General features: G+C 46.7%; 15 protein-coding genes. All 15 read right to left on the reverse strand.

What is annotated here, in order from left to right:
* Positions 1-11 precede the first annotated feature (11 nt).
* Positions 12-761 carry an L-rhamnose mutarotase gene (locus ABID99_RS19455; RefSeq protein ID WP_373614829.1) on the reverse strand — a complete coding sequence of 250 codons (750 nt, stop codon included), beginning with the start codon at positions 759-761 and terminating at the stop codon, positions 12-14.
* Entirely contained in the window at positions 758-2,071 is a 1,314-nt protein-coding gene (locus ABID99_RS19460) for a hypothetical protein (protein WP_373614830.1), read from the reverse strand. The genes ABID99_RS19455 and ABID99_RS19460 overlap by 4 nt, the downstream gene beginning before the upstream one ends.
* 10 nt (positions 2,072-2,081) lie before the next feature.
* Positions 2,082-2,681: a hypothetical protein gene (locus ABID99_RS19465; RefSeq protein WP_373614831.1), complete on the reverse strand. Its 600-nt coding sequence runs from the start codon at positions 2,679-2,681 to the stop codon at positions 2,082-2,084.
* A 9-nt stretch (positions 2,682-2,690) separates the two neighbouring features.
* Positions 2,691-3,575: a sugar phosphate isomerase/epimerase family protein gene (locus tag ABID99_RS19470; protein ID WP_373614832.1), complete on the reverse strand. Its 885-nt coding sequence runs from the start codon at positions 3,573-3,575 to the stop codon at positions 2,691-2,693.
* A gap of 3 nt (positions 3,576-3,578) precedes the next feature.
* Positions 3,579-4,979 carry an acetylxylan esterase gene (locus tag ABID99_RS19475; RefSeq protein ID WP_373614833.1) on the reverse strand — a complete coding sequence of 467 codons (1,401 nt, stop codon included), beginning with the start codon at positions 4,977-4,979 and terminating at the stop codon, positions 3,579-3,581.
* 298 nt (positions 4,980-5,277) lie between these two features.
* On the reverse strand, positions 5,278-6,408 hold the full coding sequence (locus ABID99_RS19480; protein ID WP_373614834.1) for an exo-alpha-sialidase: 1,131 nt from the start codon (positions 6,406-6,408) through the stop codon (positions 5,278-5,280).
* Positions 6,409-6,415: 7 nt separating this feature from the next.
* A complete protein-coding gene (locus ABID99_RS19485) occupies positions 6,416-7,141 on the reverse strand; it encodes a DUF3826 domain-containing protein (protein WP_373614835.1) in 726 nt (241 codons plus the stop codon).
* 12 nt (positions 7,142-7,153) lie between these two features.
* Positions 7,154-9,907, reverse strand: coding sequence for a family 78 glycoside hydrolase catalytic domain (locus ABID99_RS19490; RefSeq protein ID WP_373614836.1), 2,754 nt, complete (start codon positions 9,905-9,907; stop codon positions 7,154-7,156).
* Between the two features lie 3 nt (positions 9,908-9,910).
* The gene (locus ABID99_RS19495; protein WP_373614837.1) at positions 9,911-12,697 is read right to left on the reverse strand and encodes a glycoside hydrolase family 2 TIM barrel-domain containing protein; all 2,787 of its coding nucleotides are present in this window, start codon (positions 12,695-12,697) and stop codon (positions 9,911-9,913) included.
* Positions 12,698-12,705: 8 nt separating this feature from the next.
* On the reverse strand, positions 12,706-14,160 hold the full coding sequence (locus ABID99_RS19500; protein ID WP_373614838.1) for a sialate O-acetylesterase: 1,455 nt from the start codon (positions 14,158-14,160) through the stop codon (positions 12,706-12,708).
* Positions 14,160-15,995 carry a six-hairpin glycosidase gene (locus ABID99_RS19505; protein ID WP_373614839.1) on the reverse strand — a complete coding sequence of 612 codons (1,836 nt, stop codon included), beginning with the start codon at positions 15,993-15,995 and terminating at the stop codon, positions 14,160-14,162. The genes ABID99_RS19500 and ABID99_RS19505 overlap by 1 nt, the downstream gene beginning before the upstream one ends.
* On the reverse strand, positions 15,988-16,938 hold the full coding sequence (locus ABID99_RS19510) for a glycoside hydrolase family 43 protein (RefSeq protein ID WP_373614840.1): 951 nt from the start codon (positions 16,936-16,938) through the stop codon (positions 15,988-15,990). The genes ABID99_RS19505 and ABID99_RS19510 overlap by 8 nt, the downstream gene beginning before the upstream one ends.
* A 2-nt stretch (positions 16,939-16,940) precedes the next feature.
* Positions 16,941-18,323: a glycoside hydrolase family 140 protein gene (locus ABID99_RS19515; RefSeq protein WP_373614841.1), complete on the reverse strand. Its 1,383-nt coding sequence runs from the start codon at positions 18,321-18,323 to the stop codon at positions 16,941-16,943.
* Between the two features lie 621 nt (positions 18,324-18,944).
* Positions 18,945-22,037: a DUF6298 domain-containing protein gene (locus ABID99_RS19520; RefSeq protein ID WP_373614842.1), complete on the reverse strand. Its 3,093-nt coding sequence runs from the start codon at positions 22,035-22,037 to the stop codon at positions 18,945-18,947.
* Between the two features lie 76 nt (positions 22,038-22,113).
* The gene (locus ABID99_RS19525) at positions 22,114-23,775 is read right to left on the reverse strand and encodes a polysaccharide lyase (RefSeq protein WP_188832960.1); all 1,662 of its coding nucleotides are present in this window, start codon (positions 23,773-23,775) and stop codon (positions 22,114-22,116) included.
* Between the last annotated feature and the right edge of the window lie 9 nt (positions 23,776-23,784).

Here is a 23,784-nt window from a genome sequence, read left to right on the forward strand (position 1 = left end):
TTGCTGATGCTTTAATTAGTATGGAAAGGTTTAAATTCAACCCAAACCGCGCCCGGTTTTGTGCCGGGAATGCCTTCCTGGTATTTCTTCATCAGGCGGTTCCATTCGTTTACCCTTGGGTTATTTTCTGTGGTTTTAGGGTTCAGCTTATCAAGGCTTTCCCCTTTGGGTATGCTGATGACCAACATTAACTGCCTGCCGTTTTTGAACACGAGCAACTGCTGAAAATTAGCGTTGCAAAAGCCGTGAGCTACCTCGGGCCAGTTTTTAAACTGCGTGGCGTGGTAGCTTAAATACTCCTGCTGAAGCTTTGGATCACGAACCAGGTTAGCGGTCATGACTATATTTTCCCATTGTTTAGAGCTAATGGTATCTGCGCACATTTTCCGGTTAAATGAGTAGAAAGGTTTTTCGTAGTATTTGATCGAGTCTTCGGGATAAGCCTTCTTTATTTCCTTAAGTGCATCTTCCGGATTGGGAATGTGGAGATAAATGGTAACATGATTTTTCCATTTACGGATATCATCCACATCATTCAATATGCCCTTGGTCATATCGTAAATGGGATGCGGATCGAAGCTTGCCCTATCATGAGCTATAACTTCAATAACAACCGGCCGCGCAATCAAATGCGGCTTTATTGTAGCCACAGTATCTGTTCGGCCGGCTTTGTGTTTAACCGGAAAATCACAGCCGCTTATTGATATAAAAAAAGCGCTGCAAGCGATTACAAACAGCAAATATTTTCTCAACTGTCTCATTCTGTTTTGTGATTAATGGGCCAATTGTCCCGGTTTAGCGATTTGTATTTAAGCAGGTAGTTATAAGCTGCCTCCAACCCGGCGGCATTTTTAACAGCAGCATCAACCTGCGGACCGTTATTTTCCCAAACATTACCGGGACCGTTGGCATTTTTCAGAAATTTATCTGCCGGGCACCAGTTGTTTTTTATGGTGATGTACGACGAGCCTTCGTCGGTGTACAGGTAAAACCAATGCTGCGGGTCATGCGCGTAAGGGGCTTTGTAAATGCTGTCCACATAGTTATCACTGATAACCGAACCGGGTTGTGCCGATAGTGTATAGATAGCAGCCACATCGTACATATTGCGGGCATAATGGTGGATTTTATTGGCCGTGATACTGTTATCGCCCAAGGCGTTAACAATCTTGGTCCAGCCCCAGCCCATGCTGACGCCGGTGTAGTTTACATCGCAAACCTCGTTATGCGTTATGCTGATACCCCTAACATAACCCGCGCCGATGCCGACACAGCCCCAGTCTTCGTTAGTAGTATTGGTGATTAAATTATTGGCAATGGTATCATTGGTGCAGATCTCCCGTTTATCGCTTGGGTTATAAGGCAGGTGCACTTCCTGTGCTTCATCCGAATAAACGCCATCAAGGATCGCGGTGCCGCCAATATCTTTAAACAGGCTGCCTTTAATTATATCATTATGTGTGCCGCGCTGAAAATCCAGTCCGGTTGAAGCAATATGTTCAAAACCACAGCCATCAAATACAATGTGCGACGCATACGCCACCTCAACAGCAGCCTTTGGCCGGCCTACCCATGCCTGGTTTTCCAATCCTTTTTTATCCGGCGTACCGGGAATTTTCAGTTTGTAAGCATCCAGCATATACATCCCCGCCTGGTGCGGCACCAGGCCCTCTTTGGATGGCCGTAGCCAGCCGCTGTGTTCAAAACTGATATTTTTAAAGTTGATATAGTTTACCGGGTTATCAACAGTACCCTGCATTTTCACCAATGTTTCCAATTGGGGAATGGTTACTGTGGCCGTTTGCAGATCTTCGCCCTTACGAGGGTTGTAATAAATTTTATTAGCCTTCCGGTCGTGATACCACTCGCCGGGTTTGTTCAGAAAACTGATGGCATTGCTGAGATAAAATGCGGAGTTACCCGTTTTTTTGGAGATCCAGGGCGCAGGCCAGGGGTGCTCTGACTGGATGCGGCTTTCGGGCTGATAAAATAACAAGCGGGCGCTATCTCCCATCATTTTAACCGCCTTAACCCGTAAAATAGCGATAGCCCACCACTGATGAATAAACATCTCCATACCCTTAAGGTGAGACGTATCCGCAGAGGCTGGCCACGGGATTACACAAGTTTGGGGTTTTATGATTCCAGGAAAGGATGCGGTTCATAAACGGTGCTTCGGTATCCCGGGCTCGAATGGCCTTTTCATTATTCACCCATAGCTGCCTGAATTGAAAAGGTTCATCGCCAATCATTGGTGCATCAGCAACCCATACTTTACCTTTGGCTTCCGCAGGCAGACCGGGGATTGCATAATCAACTTTATGCCAACCACTTACTTTAATGCCTCCACTTAAAACAGTTTTACCTATGCCCTCGCCTTCAATAATAGTTGGGCTATCGGCAGTACCAGAATCTTCAGGGCGGATAAATAACGGTTCATCTAACATATAAACTCCAGCCGCGACTTTGATATAAATGCCACCTTTTATTGATGGATCGTTTAGCCGTCTCAGTTCACGGGCTTTCCTGATGGCCATGGCTACAGTTGCCAGCGGCTGTTCGCGGGTGCCGGTATTTGTATCGGAGCCTTTAGGCGATACCCAGATTTCGGCCGCAAAGAGGCTACCTGTCAAACTAACATTTAACAGCATTAACAAAACAACTATGCGGCGGATATTCATTTACGTTAATTACTTAGCCTGAAATATTGATTTTACATAGGTGGTATTCGCGCTGAAATTCCACTTTACGTTACGTGGGTCTTTGGCATCGCGCGAGCGTTCAATCACTAACCAGCCTGTCCAGCCCATTTTATCTAAAGTGGCTTTTACATGCTCCATGTTGATTTTAGGGTCGTTTTGCAGCCAAACGCCATCATCGTTGGTACAATGGATCTGAACAATGTGTTTTTTACCCAAAATTTTCAGCTCGCTATCCAGATCGCGGCCGTTCCTGATGGCGTTTTCAAAATTGAAATAGCTTTTGATGGCAGGCGAGCCTATATCTTTCAATAGCTGCAACTCGCCTTTGGCATCCAGCGCTGTTTCAATGCCTATTACAACTCCTGCCTTTTCGGCTATTTTGCCAACCTCTTTCAGGCGGGAAACAATAGCCGGACGCAGTTCGGGGAATTTCATCAGGTCACCTTTTATCCCCATCGGCAAAAAGCCCACTTTAACTCCCATTTGTTTCATGGTGTTGATACAGTCGGTAACAGCTTTGACCGCTGTTGGCCGTTCGGCAAATGATTGGGCGAAAAAACCGGTCATGCCCATGGATGGGATTTCCAGGTTCAGCTCTTTTGCCTTATTCAGGAATACATTTCTGATCGAATCCTTCGCCAGTTGATTATCAAATGTTTCGCGGTCGCCGAGGCCGCCCATATCTACCTCTACGCCATCGGCACCAATCTCTTTAGCTAACTGAAATGCACCTAACTTTTGCCGTTTAAGGATCATCAAATCAACTACCGCAACCTTGTAGCGCTGGTTTGATGCGGTTTGAGCCATTGCAGGCACACTGCAGGCACATACCATTAATACTATCCAAAAACCTGATATCAATCTATTTTTCATAACCTATTTTTTTATTGCCCGCGCAAATACTTTCTCCAACTGATCAAAACCTTTTATTGCATTTGCGGGAAGTTTTTCGCCCTTGTCGCCAAATACATACATAGCAGGTTCTTTTTCGATGGTGACCTTTTGGTCATCGAAATCGCCGCTGCTATTTTTAATTTTATTAAGATCCAAGTGAAAATTCTTAGCTACGAAAGCATATAACACGGCCCGTTTTGATGGACCGAAATCATGCCCTTCGTTGGGTAGGTGCACATTTTCTACCTTATCGGTAACTCCGTAGTAGCCATACATTTTCTGGAGGTACGGAAAATCATGTTCTGGCATATTGGCCGTCCAGTCCTGCCCGTCCGAGATCAGTAGCTGAGGTCTGGGTGCTGCCATGGCTGCCAGTTCTACGTTGTCGGTTCCGTTGCCGCATTGATGGATAGGCATGCCACTTTCGCAAGGGCATCCGCCATAAAAATAAGATGACACCGATACAGCCGGGGCGCTTAGTTTGATCCGGTCATCCAGTGCCGTCATTAAAACGGTATGGCTTCCGCCTCCCGAGCCGCCGCTGATCCCTACCCGCTCAGGGTCGGTTTCCTTAAGCGAAAGCACATAATCCAGGATCCGGATAGCGCCAAGTGCCTGGATAGTTTGCGCCAGACTGCGGCGATGATCTTCATCCTTAAATTGTAGCAATGATTCGCCCCAGGCAAAAAGGTCGTAACTGTAAGCCATCGCCCCCATCCGCGCCAGCGACGCACAGCGGATCTGGCAATCGGCACGGTAACGCTGGTGTTCCCAATGCCCATCCGGGCTTAATATCACCGGGATCTTACCTTTTATTTTGGATGGTTTATATAATGAGCCATTGATGTACAAGCCGGGCAAAATTTCAATAGCGATATTCTCAACTGTATAGCCATCAAAAATTCTTTTAGTGGTAATGATAGGCTTGGAAGCAGGTTTAGGAGGCAGCGGGGATAGTTCTAAAGTTTTATAAAGCTCTGGTTTTAATACGGCCTTGCGTTGCTCCCAGGTGTCACGGTCATGATACTGGGCGGCTATCCTGTCAAGCTCTTTCCAGCCATCACTAACCGACCAGCGGAAGTATTCATATTCTTTTAATTTATACCTGCCGGGAGCCTCTTTGTTTACCTTCAAATCAAGCGGGGTAAGGATATTGGCCAGCGTGGTATCCACATTGGGCCTTAAACGCCATTGCGCGTAATTAATCCATTTACCATCAACCTGGGCAGCAGTGTATTTGATCTTTACGTGGTATTTCTCCTGCACTTCATCAAGCACCTCTTTCAGGGTTTTCCTGTACATGGCATCGGTAGTTTGCTGCGCATGGGCAGTGAAACTCATCGCCGTGAGGCAGGTTACCAGTGCATAGATCAGTTTTTTCATCGTTTTATTTTTTTGTAGAGACGCATCACATGCGTCTTCCGTGTGTCAGTCATATTTGCTTATCCTAAAGGAGACACATGTGATGCGTCTCTACATACCGTATTTTCACCGTCCCATCAGGGTCTCTCGCAGAGGACCCTGATGTATACGCCATGCAAATTCACTCTTCACACAGGGCTGTCACCCTGAGCCTGTCGAAGGGTCGCGCGTAAAGGCCCGCCCACCATGCTTCGAGGGCCTCAGCATGACACCCGGTTTACTTATCAACCGAGTTGCCTAATGATACTATCCTCACTCCTTACAAATCCTTAGTCTCACCCGTTGGAACCGGCGGCGTATAACCATCCACCTTAGGCCAAATACCATCCTTTATTTCCCTCATCTCTAATTTTGCCGGATCGATAACCACATGTTTTATTTTTTGCCTGCGCCAGGTGTAAACCACATGCACCATCCCATCCGAAGTTTGGATAACCGATGGGTAAGAATACTGGCTGATTGGTGAATCCTCCAGGATCGAGGCTGCGTACCAGGTAATACCATCTTTAGATACAGCGACATTTAATGGCGTGCGGGCACCTTTAGCCAGGTTTCCCGGGGGCAAAACATGGTTATAAACCAATAACTGGCGGCCATCTTTCAAGGTCACCGCATCAGTACCGGAGTTGTTATTCGGCAGACTGGTCTTTTCCAAAGGCGACCATGTTTGTCCCCCATCTTTGGACCATGTGCTCAATATCGCCCTGTTCTGACTGCGGCAAAGTGCCTGCAGCCGGCCATCTTTATAAGTTAAAATACTCGGTTGTATAGCTTTCATATCCTTGCCATCGCTGATAGGGCCTATCATTGTCCAGTTTTTACCGAAATCTTTGGTGGCCTCAAAATGCACCTGCCATGCTTTGCCTTCGGTACTTACCGGACTTAACAGCGTGCCGTTTTTAAGCAGTACCGGTTTGTTTTTGATCGGCCCTAAAAAGCCATCGGGCAAGGCTTTTTGCTCTGACCAGCTGATGCCACCATCTTTGGATGTTTTTACAAAACCTTTCCATTTTGCAGGGCTCGGTCCTATTTTGTAGTAAAGCTGTAATTCGCCTTTGGGCACCTGGTACAACACCGGGTTCCAGCAGGCATAGCGTAAAGTATCGTTCTGGATGCCGTTGGCTACGTTGATACCTTCTGTCCATTTGCCCTTAACAAACCTGCTAACCCAGATACATACATCGGGGTTGCGTTCTTTAGTGCCGCCAAACCATGAGGCCACAAGGCCGGTTGGTGTTTCGACTATGGTTGCCGCATGGCATTCCGGGTACGGTGCTTTATCATATATAAACTCATCCTTCACAATCCCCTTGCGCCATGGATTTTGAGCAAAGGCAGTGATCATGAATAAACAGCTTACCGCACCGGCGAACAAGATTTTTTTTAACATAGTACAATTATTTTTGGTTGGCGGCTTTATCCTTTGCTGCTTTGTCAGCAGCTTTTTTCGCGATGATGGCTTTAGTATAATCACCGTATAGCTTGTGCCAGTTACGGCCGTTGCTGTTGAGGTATTGCTCGTTTTTGGTTTTGTAAATCTCAAAAATGGCCGATACCTGTTTGATATTCTTAAAATCGACAGCCTGTTCGCGGGCCTGCTTCAGGTTAGCGAGGATCGCTGCTTCTTCAACAGGTGTCAGATCCGGTACAATCGCTTTATAACCGGCCAGTGTAAAGGCTACCTTACCAATGGTGTATTTATCAAGTACGGCTTCAACCTGTTCTTCGGTAAGGTCGTTACGCAAACCAGCCATGAGGTTTTCATGTACCGATTTTGGCAGCGACGAATTAATGATAATCTGCCTGTCCATAGTGCTCAAAGCTTTGCCGGTAGCCGGATCAATACCTGCCGGTACTGACTCATACGAATGACTGTTATTCCAGTCGCGGATGGCTTTGAGGTGGGTTGCAATTACATTTTTCACCCGGGTAGCCTTTGCTGTGTCCGTAAGCGACAAGGAGGCAACCCAATCCGAGGCTTTCTTATCCACTTCAGCATCGGCTTTGGCCAGTGCTTCGGGAGATGGAGCTGCTTTGGTTGCCTGTTGCTCCTGGGCTTTCAACGTACCCGACAGCGATAGTAAAGCTATCAGCATTGCACCCGCCATGTTTAATTTTTCCATATCAATGTTGCTTTAATATTTTACTTCAAAATCATAATCACCTGAGCCAATGCTGAGTACCACTCTACTATTCTCCATCTTTACTTGTTTAATATCTTTAAAGGCAGATATTTTCTTCCCGCTTTCGGTTACTTCATCCATGTTTTTTGTCGGTATATAAACCAGCGCCGAACTATTTGGCGGCACAGTAACATGCCAGTTAAAACTGTTCTTAGTATTGGTATAATTGCTCTTTACAATACCATAGGCTGTTTGATACGAAGTGTTAACACTATCCAACCCTTTAATAATTGCCGGTTGCATCACTACTTGCTTAAAGCCGGCATTAACCGTTTTTATCCCGGCTATATCCTGATAAAACCAGGCAATCAGGTCGCCCAGCAGCATGATGTGGTTACGTGAATTCATAGCCGGATTAGCTGTATCACCGTTCCATAATTCCCAGATGGTAGTAGCGCCCCTTTCGGCCATGTAGCCCCAGCTTGGGTAAGAGGTGTTAGATGCAATTTTCCAGGCCAGATCTGGGCGACCAAATTCGGCAAGCCCGCGCATCAGCCATTGGGTTCCGATAACGCCGGTACTGATATGGTCATGAGCTTCATTGATCTTAGCCACTATATTTTTAAATACCGCTTGTTTACTGGCTGTTGGCGTGATCCCGAAATACAACGGTAGCAGGTTAGCGGTAACCGTATTGTTGCTGTATTTCGATGTAGTTTCATCAAGGTATTTATCGTTAAATGCTTTGGCTACATTCCGATTCATATTGGCAAAAAAATGTGCGTCGGCAGGTCTGTGCAGCATTACGGCAAACTTTTCCATCAAGCCGGATAGGTGATAGTAATAGGCTGTGGCAATCAGTTGCCCATCGGTATTTAATGATGAATCTTTGGCATGGATCAGCTCCAATGATTCGGGCGGTACACACCAGTCGCCATATTTATCTTTGGTGACGATGTTATTTTTCATGTACTTAACCCGCATGTAATCCATCCATTTTTTCATGGAGGTGTAATGCTTTTCAATGGGCGCTTTATCGGCAAACTGGCGGTAAAGCATATCGGCGACCAGGATATAAGTTCCGGGCCAGGTCATGTTATCGCTGTAATAATTCCAGTAAGCAGGCGCCACATCAGGGATGGCACCATCCGGCTTTTGCGATTGCGCTATATCATCCAGCCATTTAGCGTAGAAATTACCATTGGCAAATACAAAACTTTCACCAAGCGAACCTACCGCCCTGTCGCCCAGCCAGGGCATACGTTCGTTACGTTGGGGGCAGTCGACAGGCATACCTTTGTAATTGCTCAGGATGCCCCAATATGCATTGTGATAGATCTTATTGACGATAGCGTTAGATGTTTCAAAACGACCGATGGTCGGCAAGGCATCGTAACTCACCTGTCCCTCAAAATCGGTTAATTCAGGCTTACCGGGATAACCGCTGATCTCCACATACCTGAACCCGTGGTACACAAATAACGGGTGCCATACTTCTTCCACTCCGCCTTTAAGCGTATAAACGTCGGTTACTTTAGCATCGCGAAGATTTGCAACATAAAGTTCATTGTTGCGTTGCAGTGTTTCCGCATAACGAAGGGTTACTTTATCTCCCCGGTTTCCTTTTACACGCATCTGTACCCAGCCCGCCATATTCTGCCCCAGATCCAGGATCCATACGTCTTTTTTGAGCTGAGTTATATTAATAGGTTTGATGGTATCCATCACCCTGATCGGCTCGTTCATTTGCGCGTCAAGCTTGCCACCGGGTGCCTGCACCAGTTCGGCTTTAAGCCATTGGCTGTCATCAAAACCCACGCTGTTCCATCCCGGAAATTCTTTAGTGGCATCATACTCTTCGCCGTCATACTCGTTATTAGTACGGATGGGGCCATCGGCAGTAAAATGCCAGGTATCATCGCTTATGACGATTTGCTTTGTTCCGTCAGTGTATTCAACTTCCAGTTGCAGCAGCATTTTGGGAAATCCAAATTCCTTGATCTTTTTAGGCTTATATTTTGGCCGCATGGTAAAATACCGGCCATTGCCTAATACCGCTCCGATGGCATTATCGCCATGCCTCAGGTAGTCCGTAACGTCAAAAGTATTGTACTTAACCAATTGGGTATAGTCGGTAGGTGCTTCGGCTAAAACCTGATCGCCAATGGCTTTCCCATTCACATACAGCTCGTAATGTCCCAAACCAACTATATAAGCAGTGGCGCGTTTGATCCCTTTATTTAAACTAAACCCACGGCGATAATAACGTGCCGAAAGACGGGAAAATTTAGAAATGCTATCCCAGGAAAAACCACGATCGCAACCAATCCATTTAGCCTTCCAATCGGCGGAGTTTAAAAGTCCCACACTCCATTTAGCGGGCTGGCTCCAGCCGCTTGCACCATTATTTGTCCATACCCTGACTTTCCAGTAACATGCAGCACGGCTGATTAACGGTTTGCCTGCATAGTTGACCATGATGGATTCAGCTGAATTTACTTTGCGCGAATCCCACAAGTCACCCTGCCCTGCTGTTAGCTTTTCGGGAGTTGAAGCCACTAAAATTTGATAGGCAACCTGGTTGGTATTCCGTGTATCGCTGGTGATCTGCCAGCTAAGCCGGGGCTTACCGGTGCCAATGCCTAAAGGATTATTCAACATTTCACATTTCAGGTTTTGCAGGCCGATATGCGCATCCGCATAGCAGTTGCCCAGGCAGGTTAACATAACTGCCACAGCCAAACTGATATGTGCGAACCTTCTCATTGATTATTTACCCGAAAAGTCGAAATACAGGTTCAGCGAAAGCGCGTCTTCTATATTCCTGTCGTAATTAAAATATTGGTTCTTTTGTCCGCCCGGGCCAAGTTTTTCAGGCTTTTGCGATTTGGTGCCTATCGGCGTTATACCGTGCATAAACGAGATATCACCCGAAGGGAAAGCCGGTGCTGTATTGTAAACCTTTGCAGGATTTGCCGGCGTAAACAGGCGCATAAAAACATCGCGGCTGTTGCAAACAATGGTTACCGGCTGCCCGGTGGTTTGCAGCTTCATCCAGTATAAGTTAGAGTAATAGCCTTTAAACTCAGGGTAAACAACTTTACCCTGCCCCGTTATGGTATTGTTGTAGGTTTTATCCCAAACACCAAGTGATGTACCTTTCATGCGGTTTTTCCATACCCTGTAAGGACCATCGCCCATGTAGGTTACGCCTTTGATATTTCTTTCGGGGAAAGAGAAATTAACGCCCATTAATGTGGCATCCTCACCAATTGGCCAGTATTTAACATCAAGCTGCACCCAGCCCGGAGGGTAGATTGTCCACCTCAACAAAGGCTCTGATTTTTTTGGCGGGAATACGGCTTCAATCACGAGGTTATCGCCTTCGTAATGATAGCTGAGCTTTTCAAAACCTGTTTGATCCTGCCCTTCAACTAACACAGGACCATTGTTAAAAGGGATATCGCCCTTGGCGTTTTTCACACTAACCAATATGCCCGAATTGCGGTTAAACGCCAGCTCGATCCCGTTACTGGTTTTCACCTTGTACAGCGAATCTGTTTCAGCAATTACAGCCTTGCTTCCGCCGGTTTTGGTAATGATGCGCTTAGTGATCTTATCATGATTGCTCACCGGGAAGCTCCAGGTAAACAGTTCATGCTTGTTTACGTCAAGAGCAGATACATAAAGCACATCGAAATTCTGCCAATCTTTAGGTAATTGTAGCTGCAGGTTTCCATACTGCCCCGGCGCAACATCTGGTGAAGCAATAGTACCTATTTTATTTACTGAACTCGCTCCATTAAGTGTTGCCAGTTTATAGCTGAATGTGCATTGTTTAAGATTTGTATAGGAATATCTATTCTCTAAACGTAATGTCCCATTGAATGCCGGAGTTATTTTGCGGGGTTCGAGATAAACCGGGCTCCAGATTTCCTTAATGGCATAATAACTGCCTTCTTTTTCATGGTAAGGGCCAACAATACCATCGGGACCATGATCGCCATCGCTGTCCAATTCTCCGTTTTTATCGGTACGCACCACAGCTTCATCGGCAAAATCCCAGATAAAACCACCTGCCGAAATTGGTGTATGCCACATTTGTTTCCAGAAATCATCCAATCCGGCACCCGCGCCGCCATCGTACAAGCCGTGTAAAAACTCGGTGGGGAAAAATATATCGTGACCGTTTATACCGGTGTTGGTGCCATAATCATAATTGATATAATGCTGTGTATTCGTTCCACGGAAGATGCCCCAGGGATGGATGAGCGGACGTTTTTGAATATCCAATTCATCAAACCAATGATCGAGGTTGAAGTTAAAACCTCCTTCGTTACCATTATCCCATAGCACGATGGATGGATGATTAATATCTTTTTCGATCATTTCCTTAGCCAATTTTGAACCAACCACATCGTCATAAGCATGATGCCAGCCGGTGAGTTCGTCCAGTACAAAAAGACCTAATGAATCACATACATCCAGGAAATGATCATCGGGCGGGTAGTGCGACATGCGTACGGCGTTCATGTTCATATCCTTCATCAGCTGAACATCCCCGATGCTTACCTTTTTATTTAATGCCCTGCCTGTAGTTGGCCAAAAAGAATGGCGGTTTACGCCTTTAAATTTGATCTTTGCGTCGTTTACATAAATGCCATCGTGCTCTCTTAATTCAACCGTACGAAAACCGATCCGTTGCTTTACTGTATGAACAGGCTTACCATTTTCATTTAGGGCAAACACCACATTATACAGGTTAGGAAACTCCGGCGACCATAATTTAGGCGAAGCAATATGTGTGCTTAGATTGGCAACAGTATCACCCGCATTGACCTTAACAGAAAATGGAGCACCAAATTTTTGCCCCGCCAAGGTATACACCTGCCCTGTTACCGTGCCGCTTTTTACAGATACCAGTTTTAGTTGTGCTTTTAAATTACCATTAGCTTTAGCGTCAACGGCATAGTAACTGATGTGCGTTTTAGGGGCAGCTTCTAAAAACACCGGCCTGAAAATTCCACCGAAGATCCAGAAATCACCTTTACGTTCGGCCGCGTTTACCGATGCATTGGTGGAGTGTTTGGATACCGTAACCTCAAGCAGATTGGATTTGCCGTAGTTAAGCAACGCACTTACATCATATTTAAAACGATAAAATGATCCCTGGTGAATTGGCCCGACCGATTTACCGTTTAGCTTCACCTCTGTGTCGGTCATCGAGCCATCAAAAACAATGTTTATGGCTTTGCCCCGCCATGACGCCGGCACATTAAACTCATACTTATAAAGCCCTTGTTCCTTGCCTCTTAAACTATCCTTAGCAAGACCGTAGTTGTATTTTCCAAAACCCTGAAATTCCCAGTTTGAAGGCACCGGGATCGTTGTCCACTTGCCTGAATTGTTGCCCGCTGTACAATAAAACTGCCAGTTTACGGTATGGTCGCTCCCTGTACCCGACAGGAACAGCTTTTGTGTTTCCTGGGCACGGCTTACCGACCAGTTGATGACAAACAGCAAAGCAATCCATATTTTAAAGCAGGCAGATCTCATTTATATATTCAGTTAGCAGTTAAAGTAAATTTCAAAGGGTTATTCGTGCGAAATGGCGCGGCAGGTAACCCCTCCTTATTATAAAAATTAGGCTGAGCCGACTCCGACCAGGCAAAGCGCGCGGCTACAGGTTTGGCAACCGATTGGGCCGATACCTCAACCGTGTTTCCTTTTATTATGGCGGTGGCGGTTACAAAATTTCCATCGGCACCAGCAATGGTGAAATCGGTGAGCGGTTTACCGTCGTGACTTACCAAGCCGGCACCCACGTGATCAAACTCAAGGATGATCTTGTCGCCGTTTATTTTCATGCTTTTGTACATCGGACCCGAAAAAACTACCGGCTTTTTGTAGGTATTGGCAAGTGCCTGTAATTCAAGCCTCCTGCCTATCTCCCATTTAAATGGCGGGTGGATGTTTTTAAGGTCATCATTCAGATCGGTAGTGATAATCATCCCCGTATGTGGGATCTGCAGTGCAGCGGCCTGGGCGTCGCGCAATTCGGGTTCTGTAAATGGCGTATAAGTTACCGGCCCTTTTCCCTGGGTGTAATAATAAGGCGCTATCTGCACGTAATAGAATGGCAGCGTTTTATCGCCCCATAGCTTACGCCAGTTGTTGATGAGCGCCTCCATTTTATAGGTATAACTGATGGTTTCGCCTAAAAAGCAATTGCTTTCGCCCTGGTACCATAAAAAGCCCTTCAGCGCAAAGGGGGCAACCGGCTCAATCATTTTGGCGTAGAACTTACCGGGATTACCCTCAATTTTAATGTTGTTGGCCTTAAAATACGGAATGGCATCAAAACCCTCCTGTGATACCCAGGGCTCAATCCTGCTGCCGCTCACCGCCGATGAAATAATACCTACCGGCACTTTCAAATCATGCTGCAGGTTTTTAGCAAAGAAATACCCTGCCGCAGAAAAAGCCCTCAAAGCCGAATCTTCGGCCACGCTCCATCCCGAATGGTTAGAATCGGGCTTTAACAAGTTTTTCTGCGTAACCAGGAAAATCCTGATCTGCGGGTTATGTGCGTGGTCAAGTTCATCAACCGGCGAGTTTTCCGTGCTGGTATCCGGCTTTTTCACTTTGCTGTTTTTGCGCATTTCGTACTGCATGTTCGACTGGCCGGAGCAGAGCCATACCTCGCCTACCAATATATTTTGCAGTTGGATAGTGTTGATACCTTTTATAGTTAATGTTGATGGTTTGGCTGATGCGGGCATCGCCTCGAGCTTTACCATCCATTTACCCGCCGCATCAGCCGTAGTTGCCTTTGTTTGTTTAGCAAACTTTACTGTTACCTTTTCGCCCGGCGAGGCTGTTCCCCAAACGGGCACGGGAGCATTACGCTGCAATACCATATTGTTGCCCAATATTTTAGGCAAAACAACCTGCGCCCCTGCAAGTCCGGGGCTAAGCAGGCAGATCGTCAACCAACAATATTTTATTAAGCGTAACATTAATAATTGCTTGTTTTAAATGATTTGATGTAGAACACGGCTTGCTTCGCTGCTTCTCCGGCATTTGGCCGGTCGAAATCCTGATCGGTAGGCGTATCTGCATCCGGAAACCTTCGGATATCCCCGGTACGGAACACCACCCGGTTTACGCTTAGCACCGGCGCGAAAAACAGGCCAGTAAGTACATCCTTGCCGTTTACATTCACAGTATAAAAGCGGGTATCGGTATTCAGCTTGATCACTACATGATATTGCGTACCGGCTTCATACTTCATGAAGTTTTTGTTGCGATAACCGGCCTTGGTCCTGAATTGCCCCGCAGAATCAAGCGTAAGCCTGATAGCAGCGGTGCCTTTTTCATCCTGAAATTCGATGTCCAGCATACCGGTATTGTTTTGCCCGGCAGTGATGGTGAAATCGGTCATTAATTTTTTAGAAACAGGCACAACACGTTCAGCTTTGGCAAAATCAAATGGATCGCTGTCTTTTAGGGTCAACGCGCGTTCACCATCGGGCGATTTATCGATAGCCGCGGGGGCCCATTGCGGGCTATAGGTATTCCATTTCTCCAGTTCTTTGCCGGCAGGCAATTGGTTAAAAACCTCGTTTGCATGCGCATCCGCCTTTTCGGTAACCGGCACCGGGATGGATGATACCCAGATATCCTCCTTGTTCATGCTGTAAGTAACCCAAAGCTTACCACCCGGCGGGATGCCATTCCCCTCTTCAATGCCGCGTGTATATTGTGGCCCGTATGATTTATAAGCGCCGCCATAACGCATGGTGGTGATCTCGCCGTTAACTAACAGCAAGTTGGTATAATCTAATCCGTCTTTACTAACCGATAAGGCCAGCGGCCAGCGGAACTCCGAAGGATTATACACTGTAGCATATTTGCCGTCGGATGTGCGCTGCCCCCAGATCTTAGCATTGGCAGTTACAAAACGCGGTGCACGGGCAGCATTTGTCGGCCAGGTTTTGCCGTTATCAGTACTGATAGCGGTAAGCGCGTATTTCCATAAGCCAACCACGCGGCCATCGGGTAAGTGATAAAAGTTAAATGCTTTATAATCCTTATGCAGCGGGATCAGCGGATCTTTCCTGTCGGTTTCCTCAACCCATTGCATCATCATCAGCGGGTTGGCCATCAACTCATCGCAAGCTTGTACAAAACCTTTGTCCTTACTTGTTTTATAAAAAGGATACGAGGTATTCTTTTCGTTCCATTTTGGATTGTAATGGATAAAATAAATCGGTCCGAATTTGCCGTTTGGTAATACCTCGCGCACTACGCGACCAATGCCCAGACCATCATTCGGATCATCATGACCATCCAGGCAAATCCCATAGAAACCAAGCACCAGCAGGCGTTTTGATTTCGACGTATAAAAACCCATACGCTGGTGCATCACCGAATACAGGTCTTTCGCCACGCCTGGGTGCCCCTCTTTGGTAGTTCCATCAGGAATTTTATACTGAGGAAAAACTACCGTTGGTTTCGACCATGCTTCACCACCTTTTGAGGTTATGAGCAGGGTTTGTCCCGGTGGCACGCTTTCGCCTACCTTGTCGCTCAGGTATTCTACATAAAAAGTATTGTTCCAGTAGGCCAGCATGGGCGCATGGTTGTAGGTAAAGCCAAACCCATCGGCCAGTTCCGGATGTTCACGGTTAGCCCTGAAGATCTGCTGGCTGTGCACGCCTATCGCCGGGTTTAATTGCCCATGATGGTAATCGACATTGGCTAAGGTATTGCCGCTGTAATGCACGGTATCCTGCGCACTGGCTATCCCGGCCATCGATAAAAAAAACAATATGATGATGAACTTATTCATGTTTAGCTGCTTTGTTTTGCCCGGCTGCCTGTAAAAGCTGCCTAAGCTGTTTTTTGGTAACCTTAAATATGGTGCCGTGCTTGTGCCCTACCGGTATGCTCACGCTATCGGCCAGGTCGGTAAAAGTTTCAAAGTCGGTTGTACGCATGGCGCCATATCTTTTTAAACGGTACGAATCATAATAAATCAGCCAGTTATCACCGGCTTTGGTCATGCTGGGGCCTTCACTGAAAGGTTCGGTAAATCGCGGAGTATAATTGCTATAAGGCCCCAGAGGATTATTACTAAAGGCCACGAGGATATTACGGTTAGGCCGGGTATTATCCTTCATCACCAGTGCATAATCATTTTTGGCCCGCTTTACGATCTCAGCATCAATTACGCTAAAATCCGGATCAAGGAAAAGCTGTGAGGGGCTGAAAGTTTTAAAATCTTTAGTTGTGGTGTAATACAGTCGGTGATTGTTATTTTCATCCTCGTGTCCCTTCGGAAAGCGGAATGGTACGGTTGAAGCCCAAACAATAATGAAATATTTGTTCTCCTCGTCATAAAACAACTCCGGTGCCCAGGCATTCACCGCGGTGGGCTCATTAGCCATCACCTCAATATGCTCTTCGGCCGACCAGTGGATCAGATCTTTTGAACTGGCATAGCCGATGCCTTTATCGTTTTTCCAGCCGGTTGTCCATACCAGGTGATAAACCCCGTCAGGTCCCTGGGCTATGGATGGATCACGCATGATTTTCGCGTTGCCAACCTCCGGTTTAATGAAAATGTGGTCAATAGCATTCCAGTGGTAAGCATCATAGCTGTACAAAAAGCGCAGGCCTTCATTAGCAGGCTCATGAAATGAAGTAAAAAGGTACACGCTTTTACTTGCCTTGCATGAAAATATCAATGCAATGGCAAATAGTAAAGTGATATGTTTAATTCCTTTTTTCACTGTTATATCGCGTCAATAATGAGCACCCAATCGTTACCATTTGGTACTTTTCCTGGGGACTTAAATTTGATTATTTTAGCTTTCGCGAAGGTTCCGATAGTCGTAGTTTGCCCGTTGCGTGGGTTAAACCATGATGCTTTCAGTTTTGTGCCTTCCAGTTTATCAGCATTGATATTGATCTCCCTGCCGGTATAGGTATAAACAAAGACATAGTTTTTACCGCGGGTAGCTATCAGCCTGTTATACTTTACACCGTTATTACCGGCGATCAACGATTGATCCGGCACACGATCAAGGTATGGGCGGGACAGCATTAACTTTTTCAGATAGACCATCTGCTTTGCTCCCGGATCATTTACCGAATTGTACCAATATCCTTTTGAGCCGTAAGCACTGCCTTTATCTGTTGGTTTGTGCATTTGCATCACATCATTATCGCCATACGTATACCCACAGGCCCCGGCAAAAACCGACCAGTAGCCATAGCGCCTTACATCGGCAGCTGTCCAGCGGGGTAGCTTGATATCATGTAATCCGTAAGGGATCTTTTCATAGGATGGCTCGGCATCAAGCGTTGGTTTTATGGGTGATAGATTGTAATCTGTTTCAACATAACGCCAGTTATCTTCGCCGTATCTTAAATCTTTTTTAGAAGTATCCTGCGCATAAGTACGATGGCCGGATTGAAAGCAATTGAAGCTTAACCAATCTTCATTATGAAACCATTTCGATGATTGCGTACGGCCGCGCGGATGGTAAGTTATCAGATGTTTTCCATCCAGTTCATGTAAAGTGTTACCAATAGCATTCCAGGTTTTTAATGAATCTGAACCGGCAATGTCGCCGCCATTCATCCAGATCACATTGGGGTGATCGCGGTATCTTTTGGCCAAAAATCCGGCATAAGCTTTTGCTTTATCAGCACCAATATGGCTTTCCTTAACTACCGATCCCCAAACAGGAACCAACGCAAGATATAATCCTTTTTCGGCAGCTTTGGTGATGATCCAGTCGATATGATCCCAATAATCATATTCGTTTCCCTTGCCAAAGGCATTGCCGGGAGTTGTTTTTGGCAATGCGATATTCTTATTGCTTAGGGCAGAATCGCCATAGGCATTGGTTTCTTTGATGCTATGCACCACCATTACCTGTATCACGTTAAAACCCTGTTTGGCACGGACATCAAGGTATTGCTCGGCCTCTTCTCTTTTCAGTTTAGAGAACAGCAGCCATCCTGTATCACCCAGCCAAAAAAATGGCTTATCACCAGCCATAAAATAGCGGTGGTTAGCGGATATGCTTAAACGAGGCATTACATCGTTGCTTTTGAATGAAAAAAGCACTAAAGCAATGGCAATTAATATGGTAGATTTTTTAAGCATAATTATAAATTTATCAAGTTCCCCTCTTGAGAGGGGCGCGTTGGGTTGAGCGTTGGCAGGGGTGTGTTTCTTCGGCGTTCATTATCGCTTTGTTAAACACACCCCTCCGCCCCCTCTCAAGAGGGGAATCGCACTGGCCCTTTCTTCTTTAATCCCTCTATTTTTTCAAGCTCCCCTCTTGAGAGGGGGCGCGTTTGGCTGAGCGTTGGCAGGGGTGTGTTTCGTCCGCGTTCATTATCACTTTGTTAAACACACCCCTCCACCCCTCTCAAGAGGGGAATCGCACTGGCCCTTTCTTCTTTAATCCCTCTATTTTTTCGAGCTCCCCTCTTGAGAGGGGGCGCGTTTGGCTGAGCGTTGGCAGGGGTGTGTTTCGTCCGCGTTCATTATCACTTTGTTAAACACACCCCTCCACCCCTCTCAAGAGGGGAATCGCACTGGCCCTTTCTTCTTTAATCCCTCTATTTTTTCGAGCTCCCCTCTTGAGAGGGGGCGCGTTTGGCTGAGCGTTGGCAGGGGTGTGTTTCGTCCGCGTTTATTACCGCTTTGTTAAATACACCCCTCCGCCCCTCTCGAGAGGGGAATCGTGCAAGCCCTCCGCTTTTATTTTTTCCTAACCTTTCAATTCCTGCTCAGCCACAAAATTGCAGCCCCATTCCCCTGTCCTTTAATTTCTGTATTTGCAGCGCCTTTTATCGTCTCGCTACCGGGTAAAAGCTCGCCGGTTTTAGGGTCGATCCATTGTGCTTTGTAAGTAATACCTGCAGATAAATCAAGGTGGATACCACCACCATTACTGTAAACTATATATCCTTTTGATGAAGCCAGCCCCCATTGATCTTTAGGCGAACCAGGCAGATCAACCGGTTTCATGTTGCTTGCATCGGTCAGAAAAGCTTTATTGGTTCCAGCGGGCAGTACGGGCAATGATCCCCCGGCAATAAATATCGCCCAGCCAAAATGATCATAACCATCGGCAGAATAAAGCACAGCTTTATCCGGGTATTTGGTGCGATACTCGTGTACCGCACGATAAACCTGCTCAAATGATGAAGCCTTTGGCTTAAAGATCCGGGCCTGCTGACGTGGGGCCAGGCTTTGGCCGCCAATGGGTTCATAGGCCGTTCCGTTGGCCTGGTAATACCAATAACGAATATCTATAACATTGATGACCGAAACTGTTGCCGGATTGGACAGGATAGCATCCTGCACATCTTTTGTAGCGCTTAAAGCGATAATCTGTTTCTTTTTATGTGTGGTTTCCCATTGTTTAATGGTTTCTACCCAAAATTTCATGAAATGCAGCGGACCAGTAAATTCCGCTCCAATCTGCTGGATCACCCCGGTATTACCTGCAAAGTTGTCCATACATTTATTGATGTAGGCAATGTGAAGCTTGCGCCTTGCCGGGTCGGTTTCGTCATAAAACTGCTCAGCCATAAACTGGCGTTTGTCGCCGGCATAAGGTACAGGCTCCGGGAAACCGGTGCCATTGATATTGTTTGCCGTGCGCCATGGAAAATCAGTGTAATGTGCGCCAGCCTCAATAATATTGTGCTGAAAATAATTTTGGTGAACCAATACCAAACCTTTCTCATCGGCCAGGTCGGCAAATTGTTTCAGGCGGTTCCAGTACCAGCTATTGTATTTAGTTAAATCGTATTTGCTTAGACCATCATAAGCCAGTTCTTTACCGCTGCGGGCAAAAGGTAGCTCATAAAACGGGGCCCAAACATCGCCGTCCATCCGGCGGATGCGCTCATGGTCGTCGCGGCGGCGATCATACCATAAGCCATAGTTGTGTTCAAATACCACGATATTATCTTTCCGCATCCAATCGGTTACCGCGTTCAGATCATCCGTTAACCCTGTGCCGGTTTGGCCGGGTACCCAACGGGAGATGGCGGGTTTGGCTTCCTTTTCAGTATAATCGGGATGAACCGTGCCATTCCACCACGGGGTTTCAAAGTGCCTGCCTGTTAATACAACATTGCCACGGGTTAACCAGCCATTGGTAACAACCATTTTTGGTGCTAATGCTACAGGTGCAGCATTTTTATAGCCTACCTCGTCAATAGTTTTGGCACCTGCCGATTCTATACTAATCAAATTTCTTTTAGGTGATTGATCAATCCAGTTGCTGATTGTGACAGCCGGTTTGCGGGCAGCGGCCATCAATTCGGCGGCCTGCTCAACTGTCGGGCTGCTTGAAGGTTCAGTAGCCGGATACAGGATATCAGCTTGCTTGCTTATATCTTTATTTAAGCGGTTAGCTAACTGCGTGTAATAAAAACTGCGTGGGCTTATGGTGCTGTTTGATGTGCTCCAGTAGCCATCGCCGGCAAATTGCGCCCAGGTACCAAAAGCCCAGTTTTGAGCCGTTGGCGGCTGATAGCAATCCATACGGGCTGCGGTACAATTCCAGAACAGGCTGTTGGCGGCGCTCCATCCGGCGCCTTGTCCGTCCTGTCCCCGGTTCATATAACTTAAGGGCTGTCCATCGATGTTAGCGATATCAAACAGAACGCCCGATGCCCAGCTATCAATACCTCCGCTAAAGCCCAGCGAACCTACCGACATACATTGCACAAAGGCGTTTGGCCCTGGCGCGCAATACCCGGTAGCAAAATCATGAAAACCCTGTTCGGAATATAAACGCTGAAAGAGGTTTTGCCCCCCCATAGTCAGGAAAGTGTTGCGACGCTGTCCCCCTATTTCCGAAACAGGCGCGAGCGATTTACAATCCTCAACCGTTACCCGGTTACCTGTAGTACCAACAAACACCGCCGAACCTGCAAAATGCTCAAATGTTACCTGGCGTACCCAGGCATCGCTCACATTTTCTATGGTGATTGCCATCCAGCGATGAGCTTCGTCTTTCGCATTGGCAGTGTTATATGCAGATTGCAGTTTTAAATTTTCGATACCAACCCGGGCTATTCGGCCGGGCCATTGGTAAGATGCTATCAAACCGCCACCATAAGTCGAATCTAAAGCCGTGGTTAAAGGTGCATCAAGGGTTATCTTGTCGCCGTCAACTGATGTTACTTTGCGATCCCAGTAAACATCACGCTCACCGGGTTTCCAGGCCAGGGCAGTTAAGTCGCCGCCAAAATGGTCGGTTTTAATGGTGCTGATCCATGCCTGTGTGCTTGGACGGTGAATTAAAACCAGATCGCCGTTTTTAAGATCTGCACCATCGGCAATGTGTAGAGTGTTAGCATTTACCGGCACGTATGCATCGGTAATTTTAATTTCTTTGGATATTAGCCGGTCGTTTTTGCCGGTAACATGGATAAAGGTTTCCCTATCCGTTCCGGCAGCGAATAGTATGGTACCGTTGGCGGCCATCCCGCTTCCCCGCAATACAACGCCGGATGCATTTATTTTAAGGCTGCCGTTAACCTGATATGTGCCTTTGTTGAGCAGCACCGTTCCGCGAAAACCATCTTTATCTGCAGGTAAACCAGCTACGTAATCTAAGGCAGCCTGGATCCTCAATGTTGCGTCACCTGCTTTTACAGGCACCACAACTTTTACAGCTACAAAAGGGATCGGCTTTTCGGAAGCCATATATCCGCAATATGAATAATCAGGAATACGGTCGCCGTTGGGCGCTACGGTATAATTTAATTTGCCGTTTTTATCGGCAGCAACAGGCGGTTGGGGTTTAGGGGCTTTTTTCTTATCTTGTGCAAATAAGGGGGAATGCATAAACATCCCCCCAGTCATTAAACCAACCCAAAAATAAATCCTTATAAACCTCAATCCCCGCATTATAGTGTCTTTATTATTTTAACGAAGCCAATTTCTTTTCGCCTTTAGCGGCTACTGTATTTAAATATACTTCGATATTGGTATAACCGCCACCATTTTTTGCAGGCAGGGCCGAATCTTTACCATCTTTAGGGTTTAAGCCATGAGCCAGTTCCCAATTGTCGGGCAAGCCATCATTGTCCGAATCTTTGTAAGGCGTGCCTTTATATTCAGGATAACCACCAACCTGCCATGGAGCAGTGATGATACCCAGTTTGTACGAGTCTTTAGGTAATTTACGCACTTTAAACTGGTAAGCAGTATCGGTGTTCATTTCTTTGTAAGTGATCTTACCTGTACGTACCTGTTCGGTGATGCGCACATCAACCGGATCGCGTTTTGGCAGTGTTGCGCCGGCATTAGCGATAACAAATTTAAAGGCATCCTTTGCCGATAGGATAGTCATCGGAGGCATAGGGAACGGAACATCCGATTTCATGTAATCCTTGTATTGGCCGGCGTCAGGCAATTCTTTGCCACCAGGGCCTTCAACCTGGATGCCACCGTTCCACGCATCTTTAGTTACTTCGGGATAACCTTCCATAATATTACCTGATGCATAAACACGACCAAACACTTTTTCCTTCAGCTTGCTCCTGCCCGATTCCGGTTTCAGGATACGGTGACCAACCGGCTCATCTTTAGGTGTAACCGGACCAGGTTTAAAGTAGTTATTGATCACGTTGTAATTGGTGGTATAATCGCCGCCGTCCATTGAACGGTGATGCCAGTTAAATACCACATTGTTTACAAAGTTGTATACGCCATTCCAGCCAACAGATGGGTTACGGCCGGTATTATCGGCCCAAAGGTTACGCATCAATGAGCTGTTTTCGCCGCCTGTTGTTGAGCCGAAAGCGTGGTTCCAGTAATCCAATGATTCTGAATAAATACAATTCTGGATAGTGATATTTACGGTACCCAGCTTCTCTTCTTTCGAGCCATCGCCGGGATCAAACATGTGACGGTACATGGAAAAGTTTTCGTCCAGGCCCCAGCTTGCAGATACGTGATCGGCAATGATGTTGCCCACCGGGTTGCCACCCAAAGCATCATCACGGCGGCCAACATTGGTTTCGCCGCGGCGGAAACGCATATAACGGATCACAACATCATGTGTATTCACCCAAAATGATTCGCCTGCAATACAAACGCCATCACCCGGAGCAGTTTGGCCTTCAATAGTAATATACGGAGCCCTCACGATAATCGGTGTTTTGATGCGGATAATGCCCGCAACATTAAATACCACTATACGTGCGCCGCCTTTTTCGCAAGCTTCACGCAAAGTGCCGGGGCCATTATCTGCCAAACTGGTAACTACATATACCTTACCACCGCGGCCGCCAAAGGTAAACTTACCACCGCCTTCGGCACCCGGAAAAGCCGGGATCTTGGCCTGCGGCAAATCGGTCGGGCGCGCGGCCCATGGTACGTATACTTTGCCACGGCGCTGATCGGCCTGGATAATGGGCAGGGCGACCGCCCATGCTGAATCTGAACGACGGGTAGCCTCTTTCATCAAAGCTTCACTCTCTGCTTTAACCTTCTCCGGCACTTCAGGGTATTGGGCAAAAGCCGGTTTAGCTAAACCCAATGCCGCTGCTACTAAAAATAAAGCTGTGTGTTTTTTCATATTTGTATT

The sequence above is a fragment of the Mucilaginibacter sp. OAE612 genome, assembly GCF_041806395.1.
In the GTDB taxonomy this organism is placed as follows: domain Bacteria; phylum Bacteroidota; class Bacteroidia; order Sphingobacteriales; family Sphingobacteriaceae; genus Mucilaginibacter; species Mucilaginibacter rubeus.

Bases quoted from the DNA above. Each gene is read 5' to 3' on its own strand.
- ABID99_RS19455 (WP_373614829.1), bottom strand. From the start codon at position 761: ATGAGACAGTTGAGAAAATATTTGCTGTTTGTAATCGCTTGCAGCGCT.
- ABID99_RS19460 (WP_373614830.1), bottom strand. From the start codon at position 2,071: ATGTTTATTCATCAGTGGTGGGCTATCGCTATTTTACGGGTTAAGGCG.
- ABID99_RS19465 (WP_373614831.1), bottom strand. From the start codon at position 2,681: ATGAATATCCGCCGCATAGTTGTTTTGTTAATGCTGTTAAATGTTAGT.
- ABID99_RS19470 (WP_373614832.1), bottom strand. From the start codon at position 3,575: ATGAAAAATAGATTGATATCAGGTTTTTGGATAGTATTAATGGTATGT.
- ABID99_RS19475 (WP_373614833.1), bottom strand. From the start codon at position 4,979: ATGAAAAAACTGATCTATGCACTGGTAACCTGCCTCACGGCGATGAGT.
- ABID99_RS19480 (WP_373614834.1), bottom strand. From the start codon at position 6,408: ATGTTAAAAAAAATCTTGTTCGCCGGTGCGGTAAGCTGTTTATTCATG.
- ABID99_RS19485 (WP_373614835.1), bottom strand. From the start codon at position 7,141: ATGGAAAAATTAAACATGGCGGGTGCAATGCTGATAGCTTTACTATCG.
- ABID99_RS19490 (WP_373614836.1), bottom strand. From the start codon at position 9,907: ATGAGAAGGTTCGCACATATCAGTTTGGCTGTGGCAGTTATGTTAACC.
- ABID99_RS19495 (WP_373614837.1), bottom strand. From the start codon at position 12,697: ATGAGATCTGCCTGCTTTAAAATATGGATTGCTTTGCTGTTTGTCATC.
- ABID99_RS19500 (WP_373614838.1), bottom strand. From the start codon at position 14,160: ATGTTACGCTTAATAAAATATTGTTGGTTGACGATCTGCCTGCTTAGC.
- ABID99_RS19505 (WP_373614839.1), bottom strand. From the start codon at position 15,995: ATGAATAAGTTCATCATCATATTGTTTTTTTTATCGATGGCCGGGATA.
- ABID99_RS19515 (WP_373614841.1), bottom strand. From the start codon at position 18,323: ATGCTTAAAAAATCTACCATATTAATTGCCATTGCTTTAGTGCTTTTT.
- ABID99_RS19520 (WP_373614842.1), bottom strand. From the start codon at position 22,037: ATGCATTCCCCCTTATTTGCACAAGATAAGAAAAAAGCCCCTAAACCC.
- ABID99_RS19525 (WP_188832960.1), bottom strand. From the start codon at position 23,775: ATGAAAAAACACACAGCTTTATTTTTAGTAGCAGCGGCATTGGGTTTA.